The organism is Bordetella genomosp. 13 (assembly GCF_007679965.1).
Taxonomy (GTDB): domain Bacteria; phylum Pseudomonadota; class Gammaproteobacteria; order Burkholderiales; family Burkholderiaceae_B; genus Bordetella.
This window is the reverse complement of the sequence record NZ_VEHL01000002.1, coordinates 530,926-554,527: the sequence shown is the minus strand read 5'-3', so window position 1 is coordinate 554,527 and position 23,602 is coordinate 530,926. Positions and strand designations below refer to the sequence as shown.

The following is a 23,602-nucleotide window of genomic DNA, read 5'->3' as shown; positions in this document are numbered from 1 at the left end:
CATGGCGGAGGCTCCGAAGCAGGATGGTACGGAACACAGGCCGCACCGGCAGCTTCGCGCCGTCCTATTCGATCCTCGGGATTTCCCTGACGTAGAACTCCGTATTGCACCGCACCGCGCTTGCGTTATATATTTCAAGCCTAAAATATATAAGCATGTACTGTCCATTGCCGGGCGCCTGGTCCCGCAGGACTCCACGGAGCGCACGTCATGAAAATCGTCTGCCTGGGCGGCGGTCCCGCCGGCCTGTATTTCGGGCTGCTGATGAAGTTGCAGGATCCCGCCAACGACGTGGTCGTGGTCGAGCGCAACCGCCCCTACGACACCTTCGGCTGGGGCGTCGTGTTCTCCGACGCCACCATGGAAAACCTGCGGCAGGCCGATCCCGTCTCGGCGCGCACCATCGGCGACGCCTTCAACCACTGGGACGACATCGACATTCATTTCAAGGGCCGCAGCATCCGCACCAGCGGCCACGGCTTCATCGGCATCGGCCGCAAGCACCTGCTGAACATCCTGCAGGCGCGTTGCGAAGAGGTCGGCGTGCAATTGGTGTTCGAGACCTACGCGCAGGACGACCAGGCGCTGGCCCGCCAGTACGACGCCGACCTGGTGGTCGCCTCCGACGGCCTGAACAGCCTGGTGCGCACGCGCTACGCCGAGACCTTCAAGCCCGACATCGACCAGCGCCGCTGCCGCTTCGTGTGGCTGGGCACCACCAAGACCTTCGACGCCTTCACCTTCGCCTTCGTGCAGACCGAGCACGGCTGGTTCCAGGCGCACGCCTATCGCTTCGAGGACGGGCTGTCGACCTTCATCGTCGAGACCCCGGAAGAAACCTGGCAGGCCAGCGGCATCGAGTCCATGAGCCAGGAAGACGGCATCGCCTACTGCGAGAAGCTGTTCGCGCCATGGCTCGACGGCCACCGCCTGATGAGCAACGCGGCGCACCTGCGCGGCTCGGCCATCTGGATCCGCTTCCCGCGCGTCATCTGCAACACGTGGGTGCACTGGAACACCCTGGACACCGACCGCGGCCAGCGCCGCGTGCCGGTGGTGCTGATGGGCGACGCCGCGCATACGGCGCACTTCTCCATCGGCTCGGGCACCAAGCTGGCGCTGGAAGACGCCATCGAGCTGGCGCGCTGCCTGCAAGGCGCGCAAGGCCTGTCCGCGGGCCTGCAGCACTACGAAGACGTGCGCAGCGTCGAGGTGCTGAAGATCCAGAACGCCGCGCGCAATTCCACCGAATGGTTCGAGAACGTGCAGCGCTATGCCGGCCTGTCGCCCGAGCAGTTCGCCTATTCGCTGCTGACCCGTTCGCAGCGCATCTCGCACGAAAACCTGCGCCTGCGCGACGCGCAATGGCTGCAGGGGTACGAGGCCTGGATCGCCGAGCAGGCGGGCGCCCCCGCCACCGGCCGCCCTCCGCTACCCATGCTGACGCCCTACCAGGCGCGCGGCGTGCGCCTGCCCAACCGCATCGTCGTGTCGCCCATGGCCATGTATTCGTGCCGGGACGGCGTGCCCGGCGAATTCCACCTGGTGCACCTGGGCGCGCGGGCGCTGGGCGGCGCGGGCCTGGTCATGGTCGAGATGACCTGCCCTTCGCCTGACGCGCGCATCACGCCGGGCTGCCCCGGCCTGTGGAACGACGAGCAGGCCGAGGCCTTCGCGCGCATCGTGCGCTTCGTGCACGGCAACAGCCCCGCGCGCATCGGCATGCAGCTGGGCCATGCGGGCCGCAAGGGCTCCACGCAACTGGGATGGCAGCAGGCGGACCACCCGCTGCCCGACGGCAACTGGCCGCTGCTGTCGGCCTCGGCCCTGCCCTACCTGCCCGGCATCTCCGATACGCCGCGCGCCATGACGCGTGAAGACATGGACCGCGTGCGCGACGACTTCGTCGCCGCCACGCACCGCGCCGCGCGCGCCGGCTTCGACTGGCTGGAACTGCACTGCGCGCACGGCTATCTGCTGTCCAGCTTCATCTCGCCCATCACCAACCAGCGCACCGACGACTACGGCGGCAGCCTGGCCAACCGCCTGCGCTATCCCCTCGAAGTGTTCCGGGCCGTGCGGGCCGCGTGGCCCGAACAGCTGCCCATGTCCGTGCGCATCTCGGCGCACGACTGGGTCGAGGGCGGCATCGACGGCGACGACGCCGTCGAGATCGCCCGCGCCTTCAAGGCGGCAGGCGCCGACATGGTCGACTGCTCGTCCGGCCAGGTCAGCCCCGACCAGCAGCCGGTGTACGGCCGCATGTACCAGACACCGTTCGCCGACCGCGTGCGCAACGAGGCGGGCATCCCCACCATCGCGGTGGGCGCCATCTTCGAGGCCGACCACGTCAACGGCATCATCGCCTCGGGCCGCGCCGACCTGTGCGCGCTGGCGCGCCCGCACCTGGCCGACGCCGCCTGGACGCTGCGCGAGGCTGCGCACGTGGGCTATCGCGACGTGCCCTGGCCGCTGCCGTACGCCGCCGGCAAGCGGCAGCTGGAAACCAATTTCGAACGCGCCAACGCCATGGCGCAACAGGACGCCAAATGAATACTTCCGTCCTCCCCCTGGCAGGCCGCCATGCCCTGGTGACGGGCGCGGCACGCGGCATCGGGCTGGCCTGCGCGCGCACGCTGCTGGCGCGCGGAGCGGCAGTCACGTTGCTGGGGCGCGACCCCGCCGCGCTGCAGGCCGCCGCCGATACGCTGGACGCCGCCGATCGCGTGGGCATCGCCAGCGCAGACGTGGCCGACGCCGCCTCGGTGCAAGCCGCGTTCGCGCAAGCGGTCCAGCGCCACGGCACCGTGCACGTCCTGGTCAACAACGCGGGCCAGGCCGTCAGCCAGCGCTTCGACCGCACCGACGCCGCACTGTGGCAGGCCATGGTGGACGTCAATCTCGGCGGCACCTTCCACTGCATGCAGGCCGCGCTGCCCGGCATGCTGGAACAGGGCTGGGGCCGCATCATCAACGTGGCCAGCACCGCCGGACTGGTGGGCTATGCCTACGTCGCCGCCTATTGCGCGGCCAAGCATGGCGTCATCGGCCTGACCCGCGCCGTGGCGCTGGAAACCGCGCGCAAGGGTGTCACCGTCAATGCCGTGTGCCCCGGCTACACCGATACCGACATCGTGCGCGACGCCGTCGCCAACATCGTGCAGAAGACCGGCATGAGCGATGCCGACGCGCGCGGCCGCCTGGCCGAGCGCAACCCGCAGGGCCGGCTGGTCGATCCGCAAGAGGTGGCCGAGACCGTCGCCTGGCTGGCGCTGCCCGCGTCGGCGTCCGTCAATGGCCAGGCCATCGCCGTCGACGGCGGCGAAGTGGCGGGGTAGGCGTCTCGCCCATCCCTCGCCCCCATCCACGCACATCCACGGAGACACGCATGTCCGCAGGCATCGAACACACCATGAAGCATCACCGGCGCCCCTACGCGGGCCACGAAGCCCGCACCTTCCTGTGGCAGGTCTCGCAGGACGGCAAGGTCGGCACCATCACGCTGAACCGCCCCGAGCGCAAGAACCCGCTCACGTTCGATTCCTACGCGGAACTGCGCGACCTGTTCCGCGGCCTGGCCTATGCCACCGACGTCAAGGTGGTGGTGGTCACGGGCGCGGGCGGCAACTTCTGCTCGGGCGGCGACGTGCATGAAATCATCGGGCCGCTGACGAAGATGAGCATGCCCGAGCTGCTGGACTTCACCCGCATGACGGGCGACCTGGTCAAGGCCATGCGCGCCTGCCCGCAACCCATCGTGGCGGCGGTCGACGGCGTGTGCGCCGGCGCGGGCGCCATGGTGGCGCTGGCGTCCGACATGCGGCTTGGCACGCCCGCCGCGCGCACCGCGTTCCTGTTCACCCGCGTGGGCCTGGCTGGCGCCGACATGGGCGCCTGCACGCTGCTGCCGCGCATGATCGGCCAGGGACGTGCCAGCGAGCTGCTGTACACCGGCCGCGCCATGAGCGCCGACGAAGGCCTGCACTGGGGCTTCTTCAACGCGCTGCACGAGCCGCAGGCGCTGGGCGAGGCGGCCGCGCAACTGGCCGCGCAGTTGGCCGCAGGGCCGACCTTCGCGCACGGCGTCACCAAGAAGCTGCTGCACCAGGAATGGAACATGGGCGTGGACGAGGCCATCGAGGCCGAGGCCGAGGCGCAGGCCATCTGCATGCAGACGCGCGACTTCCACCGGGCCTACGAGGCCTTCGTCAACAAGCGCAAGCCCGAGTTCGCCGGAGACTGACCATGCCCATGCGCGATGCCTCCTGGCTGGACTGGCCCTTCTTCGACGACAGCCACCGCGCCCTGGCGCATGAACTGGACGCCTGGTGCGACCAGGCCCTGGCGCACGTGGACCACCGCGACGCCGACGCCGCCTGCCGCACGCTGGTGCGCGCGCTGGGCGAGGCCGGCTGGCTGCGCTACTGCGTGCCGGCCGGGCCCGACGGGGCCTGGGGCGGCAAGCTGCCGCAGGTGGACTCGCGCGCGGTCTGCGTGCTGCGCGAGACGCTGGCGCGCCACGAGGGGCTGGCCGACTTCGCCTGCGCCATGCAGGGGCTGGGCAGCGGCGCCATCTCGCTGATGGGCTCCGAAGCCCTGCGCCGCCGCTACCTGCCGGCGGTGGCGTGCGGAGAGGCCATCGCCGCCTTCGCGCTGTCCGAGCCCGAGGCCGGGTCGGACGTCGCGGCCATGGCCTGCGAGGCGCGCGCGGACGGCGACGCCTACGTGCTCGACGGCGAGAAGACCTGGATCTCCAACGGTGGCATCGCCGACTTCTATTGCGTGTTCGCCCGCACGGGCGAGGCCCCCGGCGCGCGCGGCATCAGCGCCTTCGTGGTCGACGCCGACACGCCGGGCCTGGAGATCGCCGAGCGCTTCGATCTGATCGCCCCACATCCGCTGGCGCGGTTGCGCTTTTCCAACTGCCGCATCCCCGCCAGCCAGCGCCTGGGCGATCCCGGGCAGGGCTTCAAGCTGGCCATGATGACGCTGGACATCTTCCGCGCCTCGGTGGCGGCCGCCGCGCTGGGCTTCGCCCGGCGCGCCCTGGACGAAGGCCTGGCCCGGGCGCGCGGACGCCGCATGTTCGGCCAGACCCTGGCCGACCTGCAGCTGACCCAGGCCGCGCTGGGCGACATGGCCACGGCCATCGACGGGGCGGCGCTGCTCACGTATCGCGCGGCCTGGCTACGCGACGTCAAGGGCGTGCGCACCACGCGCGAGGCGGCCATGGCCAAGATGGCGGCCACCGAATCGGCGCAGGCGGTCATCGACCGCGCCCTGCAGATGTTCGGCGGCGCGGGCGTGGTGTCGGGGCAGCCTGTGGAAAAGCTGTATCGCGAGATCCGCGCGCTGCGCATCTACGAAGGCGCCACCGAGGTCCAGAAGCTGATCATCGCCCGGGAATTGCTCAAGGCCTGAACGATCCAGGCCCGTACAGGCACAAGACAGTGCCGACACAAGGGGAAATACCATGGAAGCATCCGCGCACGTAGACACCTACTCCCGCGACAACCTGCCGCCGCCCGACCAGTGGCCCGAGCTGCTGCTGGACGGGCCCGACGTGGCGTATCCCAAGCGGTTCAACTGCGCAGTTGAGCTGGTCGACGCCATGGCCGCCAACGGCCACGGCGACCGCGTGGCGCTGCGCTGGCTGTCCGATGCCGGGCCGGCCACCATGACCTACGAACAGCTGCGCGTGCTGACCAACCGCATCGCGCACGTGCTAGTCGACGACATGAAGCTGGTGCCCGGCAACCGCGTGCTGCTGCGCGGCCCCAACAACCCGATGATGGCCGCGTCGTGGCTGGCGGCCATCAAGGCCGGCCTGGTCACCGTGCCCACCATGCCGCTGCTGCGCGCCAAGGAATTGCGCCAGATCATCGACAAGGCGCGGGTGCAGGCCGTGCTGTGCGACGCGCGCCTGAAGGACGAGGCGCTGTACTGCAAGCAGACGGGGCACGAACAGCATTGCGCGGGGCTGGGCCCGGTGATGCTGTTCAACGATGCCGCGCCCGATGCCCTGGACGCGCTGGCGGCCGCCAAGCCCGCCGAGTTCACCGCCTGCGACACCTCGGCGGACGACGTCTGCCTGATCGCCTTCACCAGCGGCACCACGGGCGCCCCCAAGGGCTGCATGCATTTCCACCGCGACGTGCTGGCCATGTGCGACCTGTTCCCGCGCCACGTCATCCGGCCCACGGCCGACGACGTGTTCTGCGGCACGCCGCCCCTGGCCTTCACCTTCGGCCTGGGGGGCCTGCTGTGCTTTCCGCTGCGCGCGGGGGCCAGCACGGTGCTGGTCGAGAAGCTCACGCCCGACCTGCTGCTGCAGACCATCCAGCAGTTCCGCGCCACCATCGTGTTCACCGCGCCCACGTTCTATCGGCAGATGGCGGCGCTGGCGGGCAACTACGACATCTCCTCACTGGCGAAGAGCGTGTCGGCCGGCGAGGCCCTGCCCGACGCCACGCGGCAGCTGTGGAAAAGCGCCACCGGCATCGAGATGATAGACGGCATCGGCGGCACCGAGATGATCCACGTGTTCGTCTCCAGCCCGCCCGAGAGCGTGCGGCCCGGCGCAATCGGCAAGGTGGTGCCCGGCTACGTGGCGCAGGTGGTGGACGACGACATGCGCCCCGTGCCCAACGGCACGGCGGGCCGCCTGGCGGTGCGCGGGCCCACGGGCTGCCGCTACCTGGCCGACGAGCGCCAGCGCAAGTTCGTGCAGCAGGGCTGGAACCTGCCCGGCGACACCTTCGTGCAGGACGACGACGGCTATCTGTTCTACCAGGCGCGCAACGACGACATGATCATCTCGGCGGGCTACAACATCGCCGGTCCCGAGGTGGAAGACGCGCTGCTGCGCCACGAAGCCGTGGCCGAGTGCGGCGTGGTGGGCGCGCCGGACGACGAGCGCGGGCAGGTGGTGAAGGCCTACGTGGTGCTCAAGCCCGCGTATAAGCCCTCGACCGAACTGGCGTCGGCCCTGCAGGCCTTCGTGAAGGAAAGCATCGCCCCCTACAAGTATCCGCGCGCCATCGAGTTCGTGAAGACGCTGCCCCGCACCGAGACGGGCAAGCTGCAGCGCTTCGCGTTGCGGCAGCTGGCGGCCGCGGCGGACTCGTCGAGCAAGAGCGCGGCATGAGTACCATGGGCAGCCCGTTCGAAAGCCAGGTCGAGGTGCGCTTTCGCCATTGCGACCCGGCGGGCATCGTGTTCTATCCGCGCTATTTCGAGATGATCAACGACTTCGTCGAGGAATGGTTCGACAAGGGCATGGGGCTGCCGTTCCACACGCTGCACGTGGACCAGCAGATCGGCACGCCGCTGGCCTCGATACAGTGCGACTTCCGCGCGCCCAGCCGTTGGCACGAGAAGCTGCGGCAGGTGCTGGCGGTACGGCACATCGGTGGCGCGTCGCTGCGCGCCGAGGTGCGCTTCGAAGGAGGAGATGGCCAGTTGCGCCTGTCGGCGCTGCTGACCATCGTGACGGTGGACCTGCGCACCATGCGTTCCACGCCGCTGCCGGACGCCCTGCGCGCCCGCATCGCGCGGTACGTGGTGCCGGCACCGTGAGACCGATGATTTACATACAAGGATGATGAAATGAAGATTCTGCAACCGCCCGACTGGATGCCGCCGCGCGGCTACTCCAACGGCATGCTGGTCGAGATGACGCCGGGCGCGCGCCTGGTGTTCGTGGGCGGACAGATCGGCTGGAACGGGCAGCAGCAGTTCGAGACGGACGATTTCGCGCTGCAGGTGCGGCAGACGCTGGCCAATATCGTCGCGATCCTGGACCAGGGGGGCGCGCGGCCCGAGCATATCGCGCGGATGACGTGGTATGTAAAGGACAAGCGGGAGTACGTGGCGGCGTATCCCGAGATCGGGAAGCACTATCGGGAGTTGATTGGGCGGCATTTCCCGTCGATGACGGCCGTGGAAGTGGCGGATCTGGTCGAGGATCGGGCGAAGGTGGAGATCGAGGTGACGGCGGTGGTGCCGGCTGTTTTGTCGGGCGGGGATGCCTGATCGTCGGGGGATGTCTCCGTCATGCGAAGGGTTGTCGCTTTGAAGGCGTCCTCGGCCGGGGTTGCGGGGGCCGTGCCGGCCAAGTCGCTCGGCTCGGGCGCGCCACCAGGCGCCCTCGGCCCCTGCGGGGCTGCCCTCGCTCCAATTGGCCGGCACGGCCCCCGCAACCCCAACCGAGGACTCACGTCAGAGTCATTCGGCGGGTGGGTTTGCGCTGCCAAGCTTTGTGGCACCGTGCTTCTTTCCGAGGCTGTCGCGAACGTATCCTCGTCGGTCTTGTCACCCTGTCATCCCTGCCTTCATAGGGTGGCTTGCTTGCGATGCGATCCGGGCTTGGGATGAGAGAAGGGGCTACCCCTGCTCCACCAGCGGGTAGAAACAGGCCGCGGCGCGTTCCGGGGTCAGCGCTTGCAGCGGCGGCACGTCGGTCTTGCAGTTGGGTTGTGCCCGCGCGCAGCGCGGGTGGAAGGTGCAGCCGGGGGGCAGGTGCGTCGGGGCGGGGATTTCGCCTTCGATGCGGGCCAGGCGGATGCGGGCCCGGGGGTCGGGCACGGGCGAAGAGTCGCGCAGGACGCGGCTGTAGGGGTGCAGGGGATGGTCCAGCACGCGGGCGGTGGGACCCTGCTCGATGATGCGGCCCAGGTACATCACGCAGACGGTGTCGCAGAAGTGGCGCACCACGCCCAGGTCGTGCGAGACGAAGACGAAGGACAGGCCGCGCTCGGCCTTCAGGCGCTCCAGCAGCTGCAGGATCTGCGCCTGCACCGAGACGTCCAGGGCCGAGACGGGCTCGTCGGCCACGATCAGGTCGGGGTCCAGCACCAGGGCGCGGGCGATGCCGATGCGCTGGCGCTGGCCGCCCGAGAACTCGTGGGGATAGCGGTCCAGCGCGGACACGGGCAGGCCCACTTCCTGGATCGTGCGCTCGATCTTCTCGGCGATCTGCCGGGCGTCGCCCAGCCGGTGCACGCGCAGCGGTTCGCTCAGGGCCTGGCGCACGGTGCGGCGCGGGTTCAAGGACGCGTACGGGTCCTGGAACACGATCTGGATGCGCTGGCGCAGCGTGCGCAGCTCGCCGGCGCTGGCGCGGCGCAGGTCCTGGCCGTCGAAGTGGATGCTGCCCTCGTCCGGCTCGATCAGGCGCAGCAGCGTGCGGGCCACGGTGGACTTGCCGCAGCCGGACTCGCCCACCAGCCCCAGCGACTGGCCGCGCGCCACGCCGAAGGACACGTCGTTGACAGCACGCACGACCTGCCGCGGACCGCCCAGCAGGCCGCCGCCGCTCTCGAAGCGCTTGACCAGGTTGCGCACTTGCAGAAGGTCGCTCATGGGTTTCCTTGGATCTGGTCGGCGCGCACCAGGCAGCGCACGTGATGGCCGCCGCCGAGGTCCTGCAGGCGCGGGGATTCGACTTCGCAGCGCCGCTGGCGCAGCGGGCAACGCGGCGCGTAGGCGCAGCCGCCGGGCATGGCGGTGATGGGCGGGACGCTGCCCGGGATGGGTTCCAGCACCTCGCTGTCGGCATCCACGCGCGGCATGGCGCGCAGCAGCGCCTCGGTATACGGATGCAGCGGGCGCGCGAACAGGGTGTCGACGTCGGCGGTCTCGACGACTTCGCCGGCATACATCACCGCCACGCGGTCGGCGATCTGCGCGACCACGCCCAGGTTGTGCGTGATGAACAGCACGGCCATGCCGTGCGCGGTCTTCAGGTCGGAAAGCAGGCTCAGGATCTGCGCCTGGATGGTGACGTCCAGCGCGGTGGTGGGCTCGTCGGCCAGCAGCACGCGGGGCTTGCAGGCCAGCGCCATGGCGATCATCACGCGCTGGCGCATGCCGCCCGAGAACTGGTGCGGATAGTCGTCGAAGCGCCGGGCCGCGGCCGGGATCTTCACCTCTTCCAGCGCCTCCAGCGCCAACGCGCGCGCCTCGCGCCAGGACAGGCGGCGATGCTGGCGGATGGCCTCGGCGATCTGGTCGCCCACCGTCATGGTGGGATTCAGCGAGGTCATCGGCTCCTGGAAGATCATGGCGATGGCGTTGCCGCGCAACTGCGCCATGCGGCGCTCGGGCAAGGCGGACAGGTCCTCGCCTTCCAGCAGGATCTCGCCGCCGCCGTGGCGCGCGCCCGCCTGCGGCAGCAGCCGCAGCACCGACAGCGCGGTCACGCTCTTGCCGCTGCCGGATTCGCCCACCACGGCCAGCGTCTCGTTGCGCCGCACGGCCAGCGACACGTCGCGCACGGCGGCATGCCAGGCGCCGCCGACACGGAATTCGGTGCGCAGGTTGCGCAGTTCGAGGACGGGTGCGTTCATCGTCCACCTCCGGCCGGCAGGGCGGCGATGGCGATGCCGCCCTCGCGCATCGTCGTCGGGTATTTGCCTTCAACGCAGATCGACGGGTTCATGACCGCTCCGAGCGAAGTTTGGGATCGATGGCGTCGCGCAGCGCGTCGCCCAGCAGGTTCAGGGCCAGCACGGTGACCAGGATGGCGACGCTGGGGAACACCGTCAGCCACCAGGCGTCCAGGATGTTCTCGAAGCCTTCGCGGATCATGCTGCCCCAGGTGGCGGCCGGCGGCGGCACGCCCAGGCCGATGAAGGACAGCGACGCCTCGGTGCGGATCGCCGACGCCATCCACAGCGAGCCCAGCACCACCACGTCGGAGATCATGTTGGGCAGGATGTGCACGCCCATCAGCCGCAGCGGCCCGTAGCCCAGCGCCCTGCCCGCCTCGACGAAGTCGCGCTGCTTCAGCGCGATGGTCGGCGCACGCGCCACCCGCACGAAGGGCGCGATCTCGGTGATCGCGATGGCGATGATCAGGTTCTCCAGGCTGGCGCCCAGCATGGCGGCCACCATCAGGCCCAGCAGCAGCGTGGGAAACGACAGCAGCACGTCGACCAGGCCCATGATCAGCTGGTCCACCAGGCCGCCGACGTAGCCGGCCAGGATGCCCAGCGCCGAGCCGATGCTCATGGCGATCAGGATGGCCACGAAGCCCACCAGCAGCGACACGCGCGCGCCGTAGATCAGGCGCGACAGCACGTCGCGGCCGTAGCTGTCCGTGCCGAGCCAGAACTCGGCGGACGGCGGCTCCAGGCGATAGGCGATGTTCTGCTGCAGCGGATCGTGCGGCGCCAGCCAGGGCGCGAACACGGCGGCCAGCACGATGACCAGCAGCAGGCCGATGCCCACCCACGACAGGCGGTTCTTGCGCAGGGCCTGCCAAAGCGCGCGAGTCTGCGGCGGGGCGGAGGCGGTGGCGGTGACGGCGCTCATTGGTATTTCACCCGAGGATCGACCAGCCCGTACACCAGGTCGGTCAGCAGATTGACGACGATCACGCACGACGCGAACACGACCATCAGCCCCTGCAGCAGGGTGTAGTCGCGCGCGTTCAGCGCGCCCAGGATCAGCTTGCCCAGCCCCGGCCGGTTGAACACGATCTCGGTCAGCACCGAGTTGCCGATCAGCGTGCCGAAGTAGAGCCCCACCACCGTGACGATGGGGATCAGCGCGTTGCGCAGGCCGTGGCGCAGCACCAGCCGCATCGGCCGCACGCCCTTGGCGCGCGCCGTGCGCACGTAGTCCTCGCCCAGCACGCCCAGCATCGACGAACGCGTGACGCGCATCACGTAGGCGGTCATGATCAGGCCCAGGTTGAAGGCCGGCAGTACCAGGTTGCGCAGCTGCATGGTCCAGTCGCCGGAGATCGACGAGCCGATCACCGGAAACCAGCGCAGCTGGATGGCGAACACCAGCAGCATCAGGATGGCCGACACGAAGGCGGGAAACGACAGGCCCGTCAGCGACAGCAGGCGGCCCAGGTAGTCGGGCCAGGCATTGCGGCGCAGCGCGGCCCAGATGCCCAGCGGCAGGCCGAACACCACGCCGATCAGCACGGCGGCCAGCGTCAGCTGGATGGTCCACGGCAGCACCAGCGCGACCTCCTGCAGCACCGTGCGGCCGCTGGCCATGGACACGCCGAAGTTGCCCGTCAGCATGTCGCCCAGGAAATGCAGGTACTGCTGGTACAGCGGCAGATCCAGACCCAGGCGGTCGCGCAGGGCCGCCAGGGCCTCGGCGCTGGCCTGGTCGCCCAGCATCACCGCCGCCGGATCGCCGGGCACCAGCCGCACCAGCACGAACACGGCCGTCAGCATGGCCAGCAGCGTGGGGATGGCCAGCAGCAGGCGCTTGATCGCATAGCGCATCATGATTGCGTCTCCCGCGCCGACGGCTGCATCAGCCGTTGCGCCTGTATGTGCTCGATGGGCCGGCGGGTGGCGCCATGCACCACCAGGTCTGCCAGCGTGGCGCCCACCACGGGCACAAGCTGGAAGCCGTGGCCCGAGAAGCCGAACGCGTGGAACACGCCCGGCGCGTTGGGCGACGGGCCGACCACCGGCAGCAGGTCCTCGGTCTTGGCCTCCAGGCCCGCCCAGATGCGCACGATGCGGATGTCGCGCACCATCGGGAACAGGTCGACGGCGGCGCGCGCGCCCTTCGACAGCACGCGCATGCGCGCCGTCGAGGTCTCGCGGTCCAGGTCGGGAATGCCCTGCAGGCCCCCGCCGATGACCAGCGTGCCCTGGTCGGACTGCTTGAACGACAGCGACCGGCCCATGATGGCGACCACGGGCCTGATGAAGGGCCGCAGGCGTTCGCTGACCATCATCATCGACGACTTGGTGGCCAGCGGGATGTCGTCGCCCACCATCGCGGCGATGCGCGCGGACCAGGCGCCCGCCGCGTTGACCACCGCGGGCGCGATCCATTCGCGGCCGCCGGCCAGCACGGCCCAGTCCTGGCCGCGCCGCTCGATGGCGGTGACGCCGCACTGCTCGACGATCGTCACGCCCGCTGCCTCGGCGCTGTGGCGGAACGCGCGCAGCGCGCGGTGCGGATCGGCCGCGCCGTCGCGGCGCGCGATGGAGGCGCCCAGGCAGTGCGTGCTCAGTTCGGGCAGCAGGCGGCGCAGCTCGTCCGGCCCGATCATCTCTTCGTGGGTATAGCCGTCGGCACGCAGGCCGTCGACGCGCGCCTGCAGCTTGGCCAGCGCGGCGGGCGACTCGGCCACGCAGACCTGCCCGTTGGGATGGAAGCCGCAGTCGTCGCCCACCAGGGCGGGCAGCGCATGCCACATCTCCATGGATTCCAGCGACAGGTCCAGTTCGCCGCGGTCGCGATTCAACGTGCGCACGCCGGCCGCGGTGGCGCCGGAGGCGTGGCGGCCGACCCAGTGCTTCTCCAGCACGACGACGCGGCGGCCGGCGCGCGCCAGGTGCAGCGCGGCAGACAGGCCATGCAGGCCGCCGCCGATGACGACGGCGTCGTGCGTCGGGGCGTGGGAGGCGCCAGCCGGGGGGCCGGATGCCCCCAGGGTGGCGCCCCGTCCGGCGCGGTGGGTCGCGTCCACGGGACTGCCTGCGTTCGCAGCATCCCCTGCCGCTTTCTCGGACCGGCTCGCGTTCATGCCTGCCCCCCATCCACGTCCAGGCTGGCCAGCTCGCCCAGCGTCAACGGCTTCAACGGCGGCCGGATGCGGTAGAAGCCCACTTCCGCCACGGGCCTGCCCTGCTCGGCCGCGACGATGTTGGCGATGGTGTAGCCGCACTGGCGGCCCTGGCACGGGCCCATGCCCGCGCGGGTGTACGACTTGATCTGGTTGGGGCCGGGCTGGCCGATGCGGGCGGCGCGGCGGATCTCGCCCGCGGTCAGTTCCTCGCAGCGGCACACGATGGTGTCGTCCGACGGCGCGAACACGTCGGCGCGCGGCGGGTACATGGCATCCAGCATCGGGCGCAGGTTCAGGTCGCCCGCCAGCCGGGCGCGCAGCGGCTCGGCGCGGCGCGCGGCGTCGGCGTCCGTGATGGCGCCGGCCCGCAAGGCGATGCCCAGCGCGGCAAGCTCGCCGCGCACGGTGGCCGCCTTGGCGCCGCCGATGCCCGCGCCGTCGCCGGCGACGAACACGCCGGCCTGGCTGGTCTGGCCCCAGGCATCCAGGTCGGGGGCCAGGCAGGCCTGAGCGTCGTTCCAGCTGTGATCGCATTCCAGCGCGCGGGTCATGTGGATGGACGGCACCACGCCTTCGTGCGCCAGCAGCACCTGCGCCGCGGCGCGCTCGGTGCGGCCGTCGCGCGTGGTGTATTCGATCTCCTGCAGGCGACCGTCGCCCGAGGCGCGCAGTTGCGTCACTCCGCGCACGCGGCGCACGCCGCCGCGCCGCAGTTCGCCCAGCCAGCCCAGGCCCTTGCGCAGCTCGGGCCAGCCGCGCAGCGCGGCCGACAGGTGCGGCAATGCGCGTTTCCACGTGTCCGGCGGCGAGGTATCCAGCCAACCCGCGATGCGGCCGCCGGCACGCAGCAGCTGTGCCATGTACAGCAGCGGCAGCGGGCCGCTGCCGGCCACCCACACGGGCTGCGCGGGCACCTGGCGCGAGGTCTTCAACAGGATCTGCGCGGCGCCTACCGTCAGCACGCCCGGCAGCGTCCAGCCCGGGAACGGCGCGGGCCGCTCCTGCGCGCCGGTGGCCAGCAGCACGTTGTCGGCGCGCACCACCTCGGCCTTGCCCGCGTGGCTCATGTAGACGTGCCAGCCCGGCTCGATCTGCCAGACCTGTGTCTGCGGCTCGTACAGGGCGCCGCTGGCGCGGAAGGCGCGGACCAGGTCGGCGCCGGCGCGGTACTCGTCGCCCAGCAGCGCGCCCGTGGGCGTGGCCGCGACGGTCTCGACCGCGCGCCAGATCTGGCCGCCCGGCGCGGGCTGCTCGTCCACCACGATCACGGAGAGCCCCGCGGCGCGCAGGCCCACGGCCGCGCTCATGCCCGCCGGGCCCGCGCCCACGATCAATACGTTGAATTCGCGCATCATGGCTGCACGCTCCGGCGGCCCATCTGGCGCTGGACCTGCATGCCCTCGCGCACCGTCACCAGGCAGGTCTGGGTCGAGGCCACGCCGTCCACGATCGCCAGGCAATCGAAGCACACGCCCATCATGCAGTACGGCGCGCGCGGACTCTCGTGCACGGGGGTCGTGCGCGAGGCGGGCCGGGACTGGCGCAGCAGCACGGCGGCGACCGTCTCGCCGGGCTCGGCCTGCACGGGCTGCCCGTCTATCGTCAAAGTCAGCGCCTGCGCGCCGGGGTCATCCAGCTTGCGGAACATCGAAGCGTCCATGGTGAAAGGCATCCAGGTCGGCGGGCACGGCGCCGTGGGCCAGCGCGCGGGCGTAGGGCCCCGCGTGGTACGACGCCAGCGTCACGCCGGAGTGACAAAGCGCGATCGACGCGCCGGGGTAATCAGCCGACTCGGCATAGACCGGGCAGCCGTCGGAAGTCATGACGCGCAGGCAGGACCACTGCCGCACCACGCGCGCACCCGCCAGGGCGGGCAGCACGCGCAGCGCGTTGCGGCTCATGCGCACGGCCGCGTCGGTGGTGGTGGACAGGTCGTAGCCGACGCGTTCCTGCGTCAGCCCGATCAGCACGCTGCCCTCGCCGGTCTGGCGCATGCCGCTGGCCGGCAGCGGCAACAGCGGCGCCAGGCGCTCGGTGACGAGGATCTGGCCGCGCTCGGGCCGCAGCGCCACGTCCAGGCCGACCTGCCTGCCCAGCGCGCTCGAGCCCAGGCCCGCGGCGATGACCACGCGCGCCGCGCGCCAGGTGCCGCCGGCCGCGTCGACCGCGAAACCGCCGCCCGCCATCGGCCGGATGGCGCTGACGGCATGGCGGCCGCGCAGCACGCCGCCGCGGGCGATGAAGGCCGCCTGCAGGGCCGCCAGCAGGCGCAGCGGATTGGCATGGCCGTCCAGGGCGCCGTAGCTGGCGCCCGACACGTCGGGCCCCAATCGCAGCATGGGAAACCGCCGCGCAAGCTCGCCGCGGTCCAGCATCTCGGTGCACGGCGCCAGCTCGGGCGCCTGCTGGCGCCATTGCGCCAGCCGCGCGGCGCGGCCCTCCAGCGCCTGCTCGCCGATGCAGTAGTGCAGTCCACCGCGATTGTCATAGGCCAGGTCGATGCCGGTCTCGGCCTGCAGCGCGGCCGCGAACGCGGGCCACTGCTGCACGGCCTGCCGCGACAGGCGCTGGTAATGCGGATGGCCGTGGCCCTTGCCCTGCAGCCAGATCAGGCCGAAATTGGCCTTGGCCGCGCGGAAATCGGTGTCGCCGCCGTCCAGCGCGAGTACCCGCTGGCCCAGGCCGGCCAGCCCGCAGGCGATGGCCGCGCCCACCATGCCGGCGCCGGCCACGATGACGTCGTAGTCCTCAGCCATGCCGCGCCTCTCGCTGCGCGCGGCGCGCATGCGGTACTCTTGAGCCCCGCGGCGCGGCACGACGGCCGCGCGATCCACAGGTCCCGGCATGCAGCAAGCGCTCAATCTGCGACAGGTCGAAGCCTTCAAGGCTGTCATCGAGCAAGGCACGGTCAGCCAGGCGGCCTCGGTGCTGGGCGTGTCGCAGCCCGCCGTCAGCAAGCTGCTGGCGCATCTCGAGGCCGAGACCGGCCTGACCCTGTTCGACCGCGTGCGCGGCAAGCTGGCGCCCACGCACCAGGGCATGCGGCTGTACCAGGAGGTCGAGCGCATCTTCACGGGGCTGCGCCAGGTCGAGGAGGCCGTGGAATCGATCCGCCGCGCCGAGCAGCGCCGCCTGGTGGTCGGCGTGCTGCCCGCGCTGTCGGGCACCTTCATGAGGCGCGTCACGCTGGCCTTCCTCGAACGCCACCCCGACGTGCACGTCTCCATCCGCACGCGCGGCTCGGTGTTCCTGGGCGACTGGCTGGCCAAGCAGCACATCGACCTGGCGCTGGTGGGCAACCGCGTCGACAATCCGTACATCGAGCGCGAGCCGCTGTTCCCGCATGCGCTGCTGTGCGCCATGCCCGTGAACCACGAACTGACGCGCAAGCGCGTCATCCGGCCGCGCGACCTGGACGGCGTGCCCTTCATCAGCTTCAGCGCCGAGAGCCAGACGCATGCGCTGGTCAGCCAGGCCCTGCAGGCCGTGGGCGCCAAGCTCAACGTCGTGCTGGAAACCGACACGGCGCCGACCGTGTGCGAGTTCGTGGCCGCCGGTATGGGAGTGTCCTTGATTCATCCGCTGTTCGCCGATGGTTTGCAGAGCCGCATGGTGCTGCGGCGTTTCGAGCCCGAGCTGCAGTTCCACTTCCAGATGTGCCGCACGCAGACCTCGCGCAACGCGGCGCTGGTGGAAGACTTCGCCGCGTGCGCCCGCGCCGTGGCGGCGCAGGTCTCGCGGGGACTGCTGAAGGGGCAATGAGGCCTACTTCGCCTTGAGCGAGGTCTGCTCGGTGACGGGCGGCTGCAGGTTCAGCGCGCCCTGCAGCGTGTAGCCGTAGTCCACGCCGTCGCCATGCGCCCACACCTGCTTCAGGCCGAACAGCGGCACGGCGCAGACGTCCGCGTGGATCTTTGCCTGGGCCTCTTTCCACAGCGCCAGCTGCTTGCCCGCGTCGGGCTCGACACGGGCCGCGCGGATCTCCTGGTCGGCCACGGCGCAATGGCCGAAGTTCGACATGGCGGCGGGCTGGCCGGGCGCGGCGGCCGAGTCGTAGAACTCGCTCAGGTAGGCGTCGGCGATGGGAAAGCGCGCGGCGCCGTAGAACACCAGCGCGCTCTGGTCGGCGCGGCTCTTGGCCTGGTAGGTGGCGTGGTCCACCACCTCCATGTCCAGCTTGATGCCGGCGCGGGCCAGCTGCGCCTGGATGATCTCCATGATGGGCTGCTGCGCCGAGATGTTCGACACCACCGACTTCAGCGCGATGCCGTTCGGGAAGCCTGCTTCGGCCAGCAGCTTCTTGGCGGCCTCCACGTCGTACTTGTAGCCGCCCGCGCCGCAGTCCTCGCCGAGGTAGCCGTTGGGCACCACCGAGCAGCCCTTGTCGGCCACGTCCTTGCCCACGTAGCGCACGATCTCGTCCACGTTGATGGCGGCGGCCACGGCCTGGCGCACCTTCAGGTCGTCCAGCGGCTTGATGGTGCGGTTGATGTACAGCGTGCGGAATTCGGCGGGATCGAAGATGTCGACCTTCATGTCGCGCTTGGCCGAGCGTTCCACCCAGCGCTGCTCGCGCTTGCCCTGCATGACGTCGATCTCGCCCGAGGTGAAGGCCAGCTCGCGCGCGCTGTCCGACGGGATCATGCGGTAGACGATGCCGCCCAGCTTGGGCTTGCCGCGGAAGTACTGGTCATTGGCCACCAGCTTCACGTACTGCTGCGTGACGTGCTCGCCGAACGCGAACGGGCCGGTGCCGATGGGACCGCCGCCGAACTTGTCGCCCAGCTTCTCGGCGGCTTTCTTGCTGACGATGTTGCCGCCGTGATAGTCGGACACGCGGCCCAGGAAGCCCGCGTCGGGCGACTTCAGCGTGACGCGCACGGTGTAGTCGTCCACCGCCTCGACCTTCTCCATCTGGCCGAACGTGGCCGCGAAGCTGGAGCGCTTCGGGTCGGCCGCGCGCTGCAGCGAGTACACGACGTCCTCGGCCTTCAGTTCGCCGTAGCCGCCGTGGAACTGCACGCCCTTGCGCAGGTGGAAGGTCCAGACCTTGCTGTCCGCCGAGCTTTCCCAGCGCTCGGCCAGGTCGGCCTCGAGCTTCTTGGGATCGGCGCTGCCGGGCGGGAAACGCACCAGGCCGTCGAACATCTCCGAGGCCACGCCCTTGTCCACCGTGGACGTGGCGCGATGCGGATCCAGCGTGGCGTTGTCGGCCGCGCCGGAGCTGATGCGCAGCATCGGGGGCTGCTGCGCATGCGCGGACAGGACGGTACAGGTGGCCAGCAGAGCGGCGGCGAGCGCGGAAAGTGCGGGACGATTCATGATTCCCCATCGAAGGCGGCGGTTGGTCGAGGACGCATGCCGATGCGGCGATGCCATGCGATGGGGGAAAGGTAGGCTCGAGCGCCTATTGCGTCAAAGTCGCTTGATGACACACCCTATTCCACAGGGTTATACAAGCGCCCGCTGCCCGGCCGCCGCTCCTCTGGCGGGCCGGAGTGCATAGTGGTTACTACTGATCCGCGCTTTTCGCACGGACTAGGGAAAACGAGCAGCGGATCGCGGCCAAATGAAAACCCCCGACGGGTTGGATCTCGTCCAGCTGTCGGGGGTCGGTCGAGCAAGGCAGTCTTTTTCGGGCCGGGCACGGGCCGCCCGTGCAGGCGCGTGGCGAAACCTAGCCCAGTTCCCGCGCCTTCACCCACTGCGAGAACTCGGCCGCCGGCAACGCGGGCGAGAACAGATACCCTTGCCCGGCCGCGCAGCCCTGCTCGACCAGGAAACGCCGCTGCTCTTCGTTCTCGACGCCCTCGGCCACCACCGGCAGGCTCAGGCTTTCGCCGATGCGGATGACGGCGCTGGTCAGCGCCCGCGCGGCCTCGTCGCCTTCCAGGCCCAGCACGAAGCTGCGGTCCAGCTTCAGCTCGTCGACCACCAGGCGGCGCAGGTGGCCCAGGCTGGAATAGCCCGTGCCGAAGTCGTCCATCGACAGGCGCACGCCCAGGTCGTGCAGCGCCGAGATGGTGGCCAGCGTCTCGGGCGTGGCGTCCAGCAGCACGCCTTCGGTGATTTCCAGCACCAGGTCGTGCGCCGCCAGGCCGTTGTAGGCCAGCGCCTCTTCGATCACTTCGGTCAGCTGCGGATCGTGGAAGTTGGTCGCGGACAGGTTGACGGAGATCGTCGGCACCACCACGCCGGCCATGCGCCAGTCGGCCAGCTGCGCGCAGGCCTGGCGGATGGCCCACACGCCCAGCTGGTGGATCAGCCCGCACTCTTCGGCCAGCGGCACGAAGCGCGCGGGCGGGATCACGCCCATCTGGGGGTGGGTCCAGCGCGCCAGCGCCTCGACGCCGTACAGCTGGCCGTCTGCCAGGCGGATCTGCGGCTGGTACTGCAGGTGCAGCGTGCCATTGGTCAGCGCGTCGCCCAGCGCGGCCTCCAGCGCCATGCGCTCGTGCGCCTGGCGGTTCATCTCGGGGCTGAAGAACGAGATGCGGCCGCGGCCCGCCGTCTTGGCCTGGTACATGGCCAGGTCGGCGTGGCGCAGCAGCGTGTCCACGTCCTCGCCGTTCTCGGGATAGACGCTGATGCCGATGCTGACCGACGGCTTCAGGGACACGTCGCCGACGTGGAAGGGTTCCGCCAGGGCCGCGAGCATCTGCTCGGCGTCGGCCGTCAGGCGGGCGTCCTCGTAATCCGGATAGACCACCACGAACTCGTCGCTGGACAGTCTGCCCACCACGTCGCGCGGGCGCGCCAGGCGGCCCAGGCGGCTGGCCACTTCGCGCAGCAGCGCGTCGCCGGCGGCATGGCCCATGGTGTCGTTGATCTGCTTGAAGCGGTCGATGTCCAGGAACAGCACGGCCAGCTTGCCGCCGCCCGACGCCGCCACGTGCGATACGGCCTGCTGGGCGCGCGCCAGCAGCAGGTTGCGGTTGGGCAGGCCGGTGAGCTCGTCGTAGAACGCCAGTTGGCGGATGCGCGCGCGGGCCTCGTCGCGTTCCAGCGCCAGCGCGCACAGGTACACGCTGCCGCCCACCAGGCGATGGTGGAAGGCGTCGGGCCAGCGCGGCTCGCGGAAATACAGGTCGAAGGTGCCCAGCACCTGGCCGTCGCTGGACTTGATGGGCGAGGACCAGCAGGCCACCAGGTCCTGTGGCAGCGGCAGGTGGCGGTGCTCGGCCCACAGCGGGTCGGTGACGATGTTGCGCACCATCACCGGCCGGCCCAGGAAGGCCGCGCTGCCGGTGGAAAGCGTCTCGGCGCCGATCGGCAGGCCGTCCAGCGCGTTCAGGTAGGCCAGCGGCAGGCTGGGGCCGGCCAGCGGGCGCAGGTAGCCCTGCGCGTCGACGCGCATCACGCTGGCGACCACGTCGGGCGCGAGGCGCTCGACCTCCAGGCACACCATGCTCATCACCTCGGCCACCGAGACCTCGTTGACCATGGCCTGCAGCACGCGGCGCTGCGGCACGTCGTGCACCTTGGTGGGCGTGACGTCGACCAGCACGTCGACCACGTTGCACAGCTGCCCGCGGTCGTCGAAGACGGGATTGGCCATCACCGACACCCACAGCGGCTTGCCGCTGCGGTCGTAGGCGAGCAGGTCGCGCTGGTAGCCGGCCGGATAGGTCAGGCGGCGTTCCAGTTCGTCCATGGTGGCGCGGTCGGGCCGCGCGCCGGCCAGCACCTCGCCCAGCGTGCGGTTGCGCGCGTCCTCGTCGGTGTAGCCGAACATGCGGCGGAAGCTGTCGCTGACGTACAGGATGCGACCGTCCGCGCCGGACACCACCACGGCGTTGCCGGTGTCGTTGACGCCCAGCAGCAGCCGGATCTCTTCCAGGCGCTCGGCGTCGGCGATGGCCTTGCGGCCCACGATGCACACGCGGCCCACCACGCCGTCGGCGTCCAGCACCGGCAGGTAGGTGGCCTCGACCCAGATGGGCGAGCCGTCGCGCGCGCGGAACTTGCAGTTGCCGGAGAACGGCTGGCCGCGCCGCAGCTGCGTCCACAGGCGCTCGCCGCCCACGCCGGCCTTGCCGTCATGCACCGACTCGCACAGCATGTCGTGGCGCAGCAGGTCGATGTCGTCGCGGGTGTAGCCGACCAGCGCCAGGAAGTTGTCGTTGGCGCGCAGCACGCCGCCGGTGAGATCGAAATCGCAGCTCAGGACCGCGCGGTCCAGGGCTTGCAGGAAGGCCGAGCCGCCCCACCGCAGCGCATCCTCGCCAGACTGAACGTCAGTGTTCAATTCGTCGGACATCGCTACTCCGCCGCCGAGGCGATGGGTTCGACCGGAAGCGGACCCGGCCCATCGGCCGCCACCCGATCCCGTCCCAGCTGCTTGGCGCTGTACAGCGCATGGTCGGCACGGGTCAGGGTATCGTTGAACGTCTCGCCCGGCTGGTACTGCGCCATGCCCACGCTGACCGTCAGGCCGATCTCGCCGGACGGGCACTGGACGCGCAGCTCGCGCACCTGGCTTACCAGGCGTTCCAACATGAACTTGGCCTCTTCCAGGCTCGACTCCGGCAGCAGCAGCAGGAATTCGTCGCCGCCCCAGCGGCCGCACGCGTCGTACTGGCGCATGCCATCGTGCAGCAGGCCGGCCACGCCGATCAGGGCGCGGTCGCCCACGTCATGGCCGTGCCGGTCGTTGATCTGCTTGAAATGGTCCACATCCAGCATCACCACCACGAAGCGGCGTTCGTGGCGGCAGGCGCGCTCGGTCTCTTCCTTCAACGCCTCGATCAGCGCGCGGCGATTGGCCAGGCCGGTCAGCTCGTCGTGGATGGAGGCGTTCTTCAGCGCGGCGTTCAGCTCGCGCATCATGTTCTGGTAGTGGTCGGAGATGCGCACGATGCGCGACAGCTTGCGCAGCTGGCGGTCGAAGCGCTGGCAGACGTCGCGCTCGCGCTCGCGCGCCATGGACTGGAACGCATCGGACAGCTGCGTGATGCGCTCGACGCGTTCGAGCACGTCGGACGTGTGCTGCCACAGGTCATGCAGCGCGCCATGCAACGGATGCCCGGCATGCGCCGGGTCGGCCAGCAGTTCGCTGACGCGCCGTTCAAGATCGGCGGTATTGTGCTTCATTCACGACCTATCACGGCAAAAGGAAACGAGCAGTCTTCCTTGAATTCCTCGGCCAGTTCGCCCACGCGCTCGTTGCGCATGTCGTAGAACCATTCGACCTTGACCGCCCTGCCCTGGTCGTGGGCCGCCTCGAGCAGGTCGAAGATCTCCATGACGGCCTTGATGCTGCTGGTGTTCAGGTACAGCAGTTCCAGTTCCAGGCGCAACGGCTCGGCGCTGTCCCGCAGGTAGGTCTCGACCCATTCGAGCACGGGACCGAACAGTTCGAAGGAGTTCTCGGGATACGAGTCGCCACCCATGCGCAGCACGCCGGACTTGGCATCGGTCAGGATGGAAGGAGTGGACTGGGTCCCGGGTAGATTCAGATCATTCATATCGAACTCTGCAGACGTTTCGTACTGCGTACTAAATGGCGACGCTCAGGCTGAAGAATGCCCGGCCGTCTTCGCTCTGCGGGCTGAGGCTGGCCTGCAGGGGCGCGCTGGCGCGGCGCGCGATGTCGATCAGGCCCAGGCCCGCGCCCGTGACCGTGCCCGGCACGCGCGGCTTGTGCAGTTGCGCCTTGTATTCCGCCTTGAGCGCGGCCTTGTCCATCGAGGCCAGGCGGGTGATCATCGCGACCAGGCGTTCGCCGTGGGCGGTCTCGACCATGTTGCCGGCCGACACCACGTAGCCGCCCGGATCGCGGCGATTGATGGCCACCGTGGCCGACGCGTCGGCATCATTGCACTGCAGGGCGTACTGACGGATGTTCTGGATCATCTCGATGTATACCGAGAACACGTCCATGGCCTCGGCCGGACGGGTGTGCTCGGCGTCCAGGTAGTTCTTCAGCGCGTTGCCGATCTCTTCGATCAGGCTGCGCGAGATGGGGCCGTTGAAGCACAGCAGCGTGCGATTCTGGTTGAAACGCTCGCGCAGGGCGTAGAGATCGGATGCATTCATAGCGGTCAC

The 23,602-nt window shown here is 70.0% G+C and carries 21 protein-coding genes; 8 read left to right on the top strand and 13 right to left on the bottom strand.

Annotated features, from left to right (window positions below):
* The first annotated feature begins 210 nt into the window (after window positions 1-210).
* From FS845_RS08365 to FS845_RS08335, 7 genes are read left to right on the top strand one after another with little or no spacing between them, the layout of a single operon-like run.
* A complete protein-coding gene (locus tag FS845_RS08365) occupies window positions 211-2,553 on the top strand; it encodes a bifunctional salicylyl-CoA 5-hydroxylase/oxidoreductase (RefSeq protein ID WP_144632619.1) in 2,343 nt (780 codons plus the stop codon).
* Window positions 2,550-3,338, top strand: coding sequence for an SDR family NAD(P)-dependent oxidoreductase (locus tag FS845_RS08360; RefSeq protein WP_144632616.1), 789 nt, complete (start codon window positions 2,550-2,552; stop codon window positions 3,336-3,338). The genes FS845_RS08365 and FS845_RS08360 overlap by 4 nt, the downstream gene beginning before the upstream one ends.
* A gap of 50 nt (window positions 3,339-3,388) precedes the next feature.
* Window positions 3,389-4,243: an enoyl-CoA hydratase family protein gene (locus FS845_RS08355; RefSeq protein WP_144632613.1), complete on the top strand. Its 855-nt coding sequence runs from the start codon at window positions 3,389-3,391 to the stop codon at window positions 4,241-4,243.
* Between the two features lie 8 nt (window positions 4,244-4,251).
* Window positions 4,252-5,421 (top strand): acyl-CoA dehydrogenase family protein, encoded by a 1,170-nt coding sequence (locus tag FS845_RS08350; RefSeq protein WP_144632874.1) that lies wholly within the window; start codon window positions 4,252-4,254, stop codon window positions 5,419-5,421.
* A gap of 52 nt (window positions 5,422-5,473) precedes the next feature.
* Window positions 5,474-7,147 carry an AMP-binding protein gene (locus FS845_RS08345; protein WP_144632610.1) on the top strand — a complete coding sequence of 558 codons (1,674 nt, stop codon included), beginning with the start codon at window positions 5,474-5,476 and terminating at the stop codon, window positions 7,145-7,147.
* A 5-nt stretch (window positions 7,148-7,152) separates the two neighbouring features.
* Window positions 7,153-7,578 carry an acyl-CoA thioesterase gene (locus FS845_RS08340; RefSeq protein WP_144632870.1) on the top strand — a complete coding sequence of 142 codons (426 nt, stop codon included), beginning with the start codon at window positions 7,153-7,155 and terminating at the stop codon, window positions 7,576-7,578.
* A gap of 30 nt (window positions 7,579-7,608) precedes the next feature.
* A complete protein-coding gene (locus tag FS845_RS08335; RefSeq protein ID WP_144632606.1) occupies window positions 7,609-8,034 on the top strand; it encodes a RidA family protein in 426 nt (141 codons plus the stop codon).
* Between the two features lie 351 nt (window positions 8,035-8,385).
* Here FS845_RS08335 and FS845_RS08330 read toward each other — a convergent pair whose 3' ends face one another.
* The 8 genes from FS845_RS08330 to FS845_RS08295 form a co-directional block, all read right to left on the bottom strand.
* The gene (locus FS845_RS08330; RefSeq protein WP_144632603.1) at window positions 8,386-9,363 is read right to left on the bottom strand and encodes an ABC transporter ATP-binding protein; all 978 of its coding nucleotides are present in this window, start codon (window positions 9,361-9,363) and stop codon (window positions 8,386-8,388) included.
* Window positions 9,360-10,349: an ABC transporter ATP-binding protein gene (locus FS845_RS08325; protein ID WP_144632600.1), complete on the bottom strand. Its 990-nt coding sequence runs from the start codon at window positions 10,347-10,349 to the stop codon at window positions 9,360-9,362. Before FS845_RS08325 ends, FS845_RS08330 begins: the two co-directional genes overlap by 4 nt.
* An 88-nt stretch (window positions 10,350-10,437) precedes the next feature.
* The gene (locus FS845_RS08320; RefSeq protein WP_144632597.1) at window positions 10,438-11,316 is read right to left on the bottom strand and encodes an ABC transporter permease; all 879 of its coding nucleotides are present in this window, start codon (window positions 11,314-11,316) and stop codon (window positions 10,438-10,440) included.
* Complete coding sequence (locus FS845_RS08315; protein WP_144632594.1) at window positions 11,313-12,254, bottom strand: ABC transporter permease; 942 nt, start codon at window positions 12,252-12,254, stop codon at window positions 11,313-11,315. Before FS845_RS08315 ends, FS845_RS08320 begins: the two co-directional genes overlap by 4 nt.
* Window positions 12,251-13,456 (bottom strand): NAD(P)/FAD-dependent oxidoreductase, encoded by a 1,206-nt coding sequence (locus FS845_RS08310; RefSeq protein ID WP_260986212.1) that lies wholly within the window; start codon window positions 13,454-13,456, stop codon window positions 12,251-12,253. The genes FS845_RS08315 and FS845_RS08310 overlap by 4 nt, the downstream gene beginning before the upstream one ends.
* Window positions 13,457-13,509: 53 nt before the next feature.
* Entirely contained in the window at window positions 13,510-14,910 is a 1,401-nt protein-coding gene (locus FS845_RS08305) for an FAD-dependent oxidoreductase (RefSeq protein WP_144632588.1), read from the bottom strand.
* Window positions 14,907-15,203, bottom strand: a complete 297-nt coding sequence (locus FS845_RS08300; RefSeq protein WP_144632864.1) for a (2Fe-2S)-binding protein — start codon at window positions 15,201-15,203, stop codon at window positions 14,907-14,909. The genes FS845_RS08305 and FS845_RS08300 overlap by 4 nt, the downstream gene beginning before the upstream one ends.
* Window positions 15,184-16,311: an NAD(P)/FAD-dependent oxidoreductase gene (locus tag FS845_RS08295; RefSeq protein ID WP_186332202.1), complete on the bottom strand. Its 1,128-nt coding sequence runs from the start codon at window positions 16,309-16,311 to the stop codon at window positions 15,184-15,186. Before FS845_RS08295 ends, FS845_RS08300 begins: the two co-directional genes overlap by 20 nt.
* Before the next feature lie 88 nt (window positions 16,312-16,399).
* Between FS845_RS08295 and FS845_RS08290 the strand changes: the two genes are divergently transcribed.
* Window positions 16,400-17,317, top strand: a complete 918-nt coding sequence (locus FS845_RS08290) for a LysR substrate-binding domain-containing protein (protein WP_144632585.1) — start codon at window positions 16,400-16,402, stop codon at window positions 17,315-17,317.
* Window positions 17,318-17,320: 3 nt separating this feature from the next.
* Here the strand turns inward: FS845_RS08290 and FS845_RS08285 are convergent, their stop codons facing one another.
* The 5 genes from FS845_RS08285 to siaB form a co-directional block, all read right to left on the bottom strand.
* Window positions 17,321-18,877 (bottom strand): ABC transporter substrate-binding protein, encoded by a 1,557-nt coding sequence (locus FS845_RS08285; protein ID WP_186332201.1) that lies wholly within the window; start codon window positions 18,875-18,877, stop codon window positions 17,321-17,323.
* A gap of 355 nt (window positions 18,878-19,232) precedes the next feature.
* Window positions 19,233-21,815, bottom strand: a complete 2,583-nt coding sequence (locus FS845_RS08280; RefSeq protein WP_144632582.1) for an EAL domain-containing protein — start codon at window positions 21,813-21,815, stop codon at window positions 19,233-19,235.
* Between the two features lie 2 nt (window positions 21,816-21,817).
* Window positions 21,818-22,648 carry a biofilm regulation diguanylate cyclase SiaD gene (siaD, locus tag FS845_RS08275; protein ID WP_144632579.1) on the bottom strand — a complete coding sequence of 277 codons (831 nt, stop codon included), beginning with the start codon at window positions 22,646-22,648 and terminating at the stop codon, window positions 21,818-21,820.
* Window positions 22,645-23,022, bottom strand: coding sequence for a biofilm regulation phosphoprotein SiaC (gene siaC, locus FS845_RS08270; RefSeq protein ID WP_144632576.1), 378 nt, complete (start codon window positions 23,020-23,022; stop codon window positions 22,645-22,647). Before siaC ends, siaD begins: the two co-directional genes overlap by 4 nt.
* A 31-nt stretch (window positions 23,023-23,053) precedes the next feature.
* Complete coding sequence (gene siaB / locus FS845_RS08265) at window positions 23,054-23,593, bottom strand: biofilm regulation protein kinase SiaB (RefSeq protein WP_144632573.1); 540 nt, start codon at window positions 23,591-23,593, stop codon at window positions 23,054-23,056.
* Window positions 23,594-23,602: the final 9 nt, after the last annotated feature.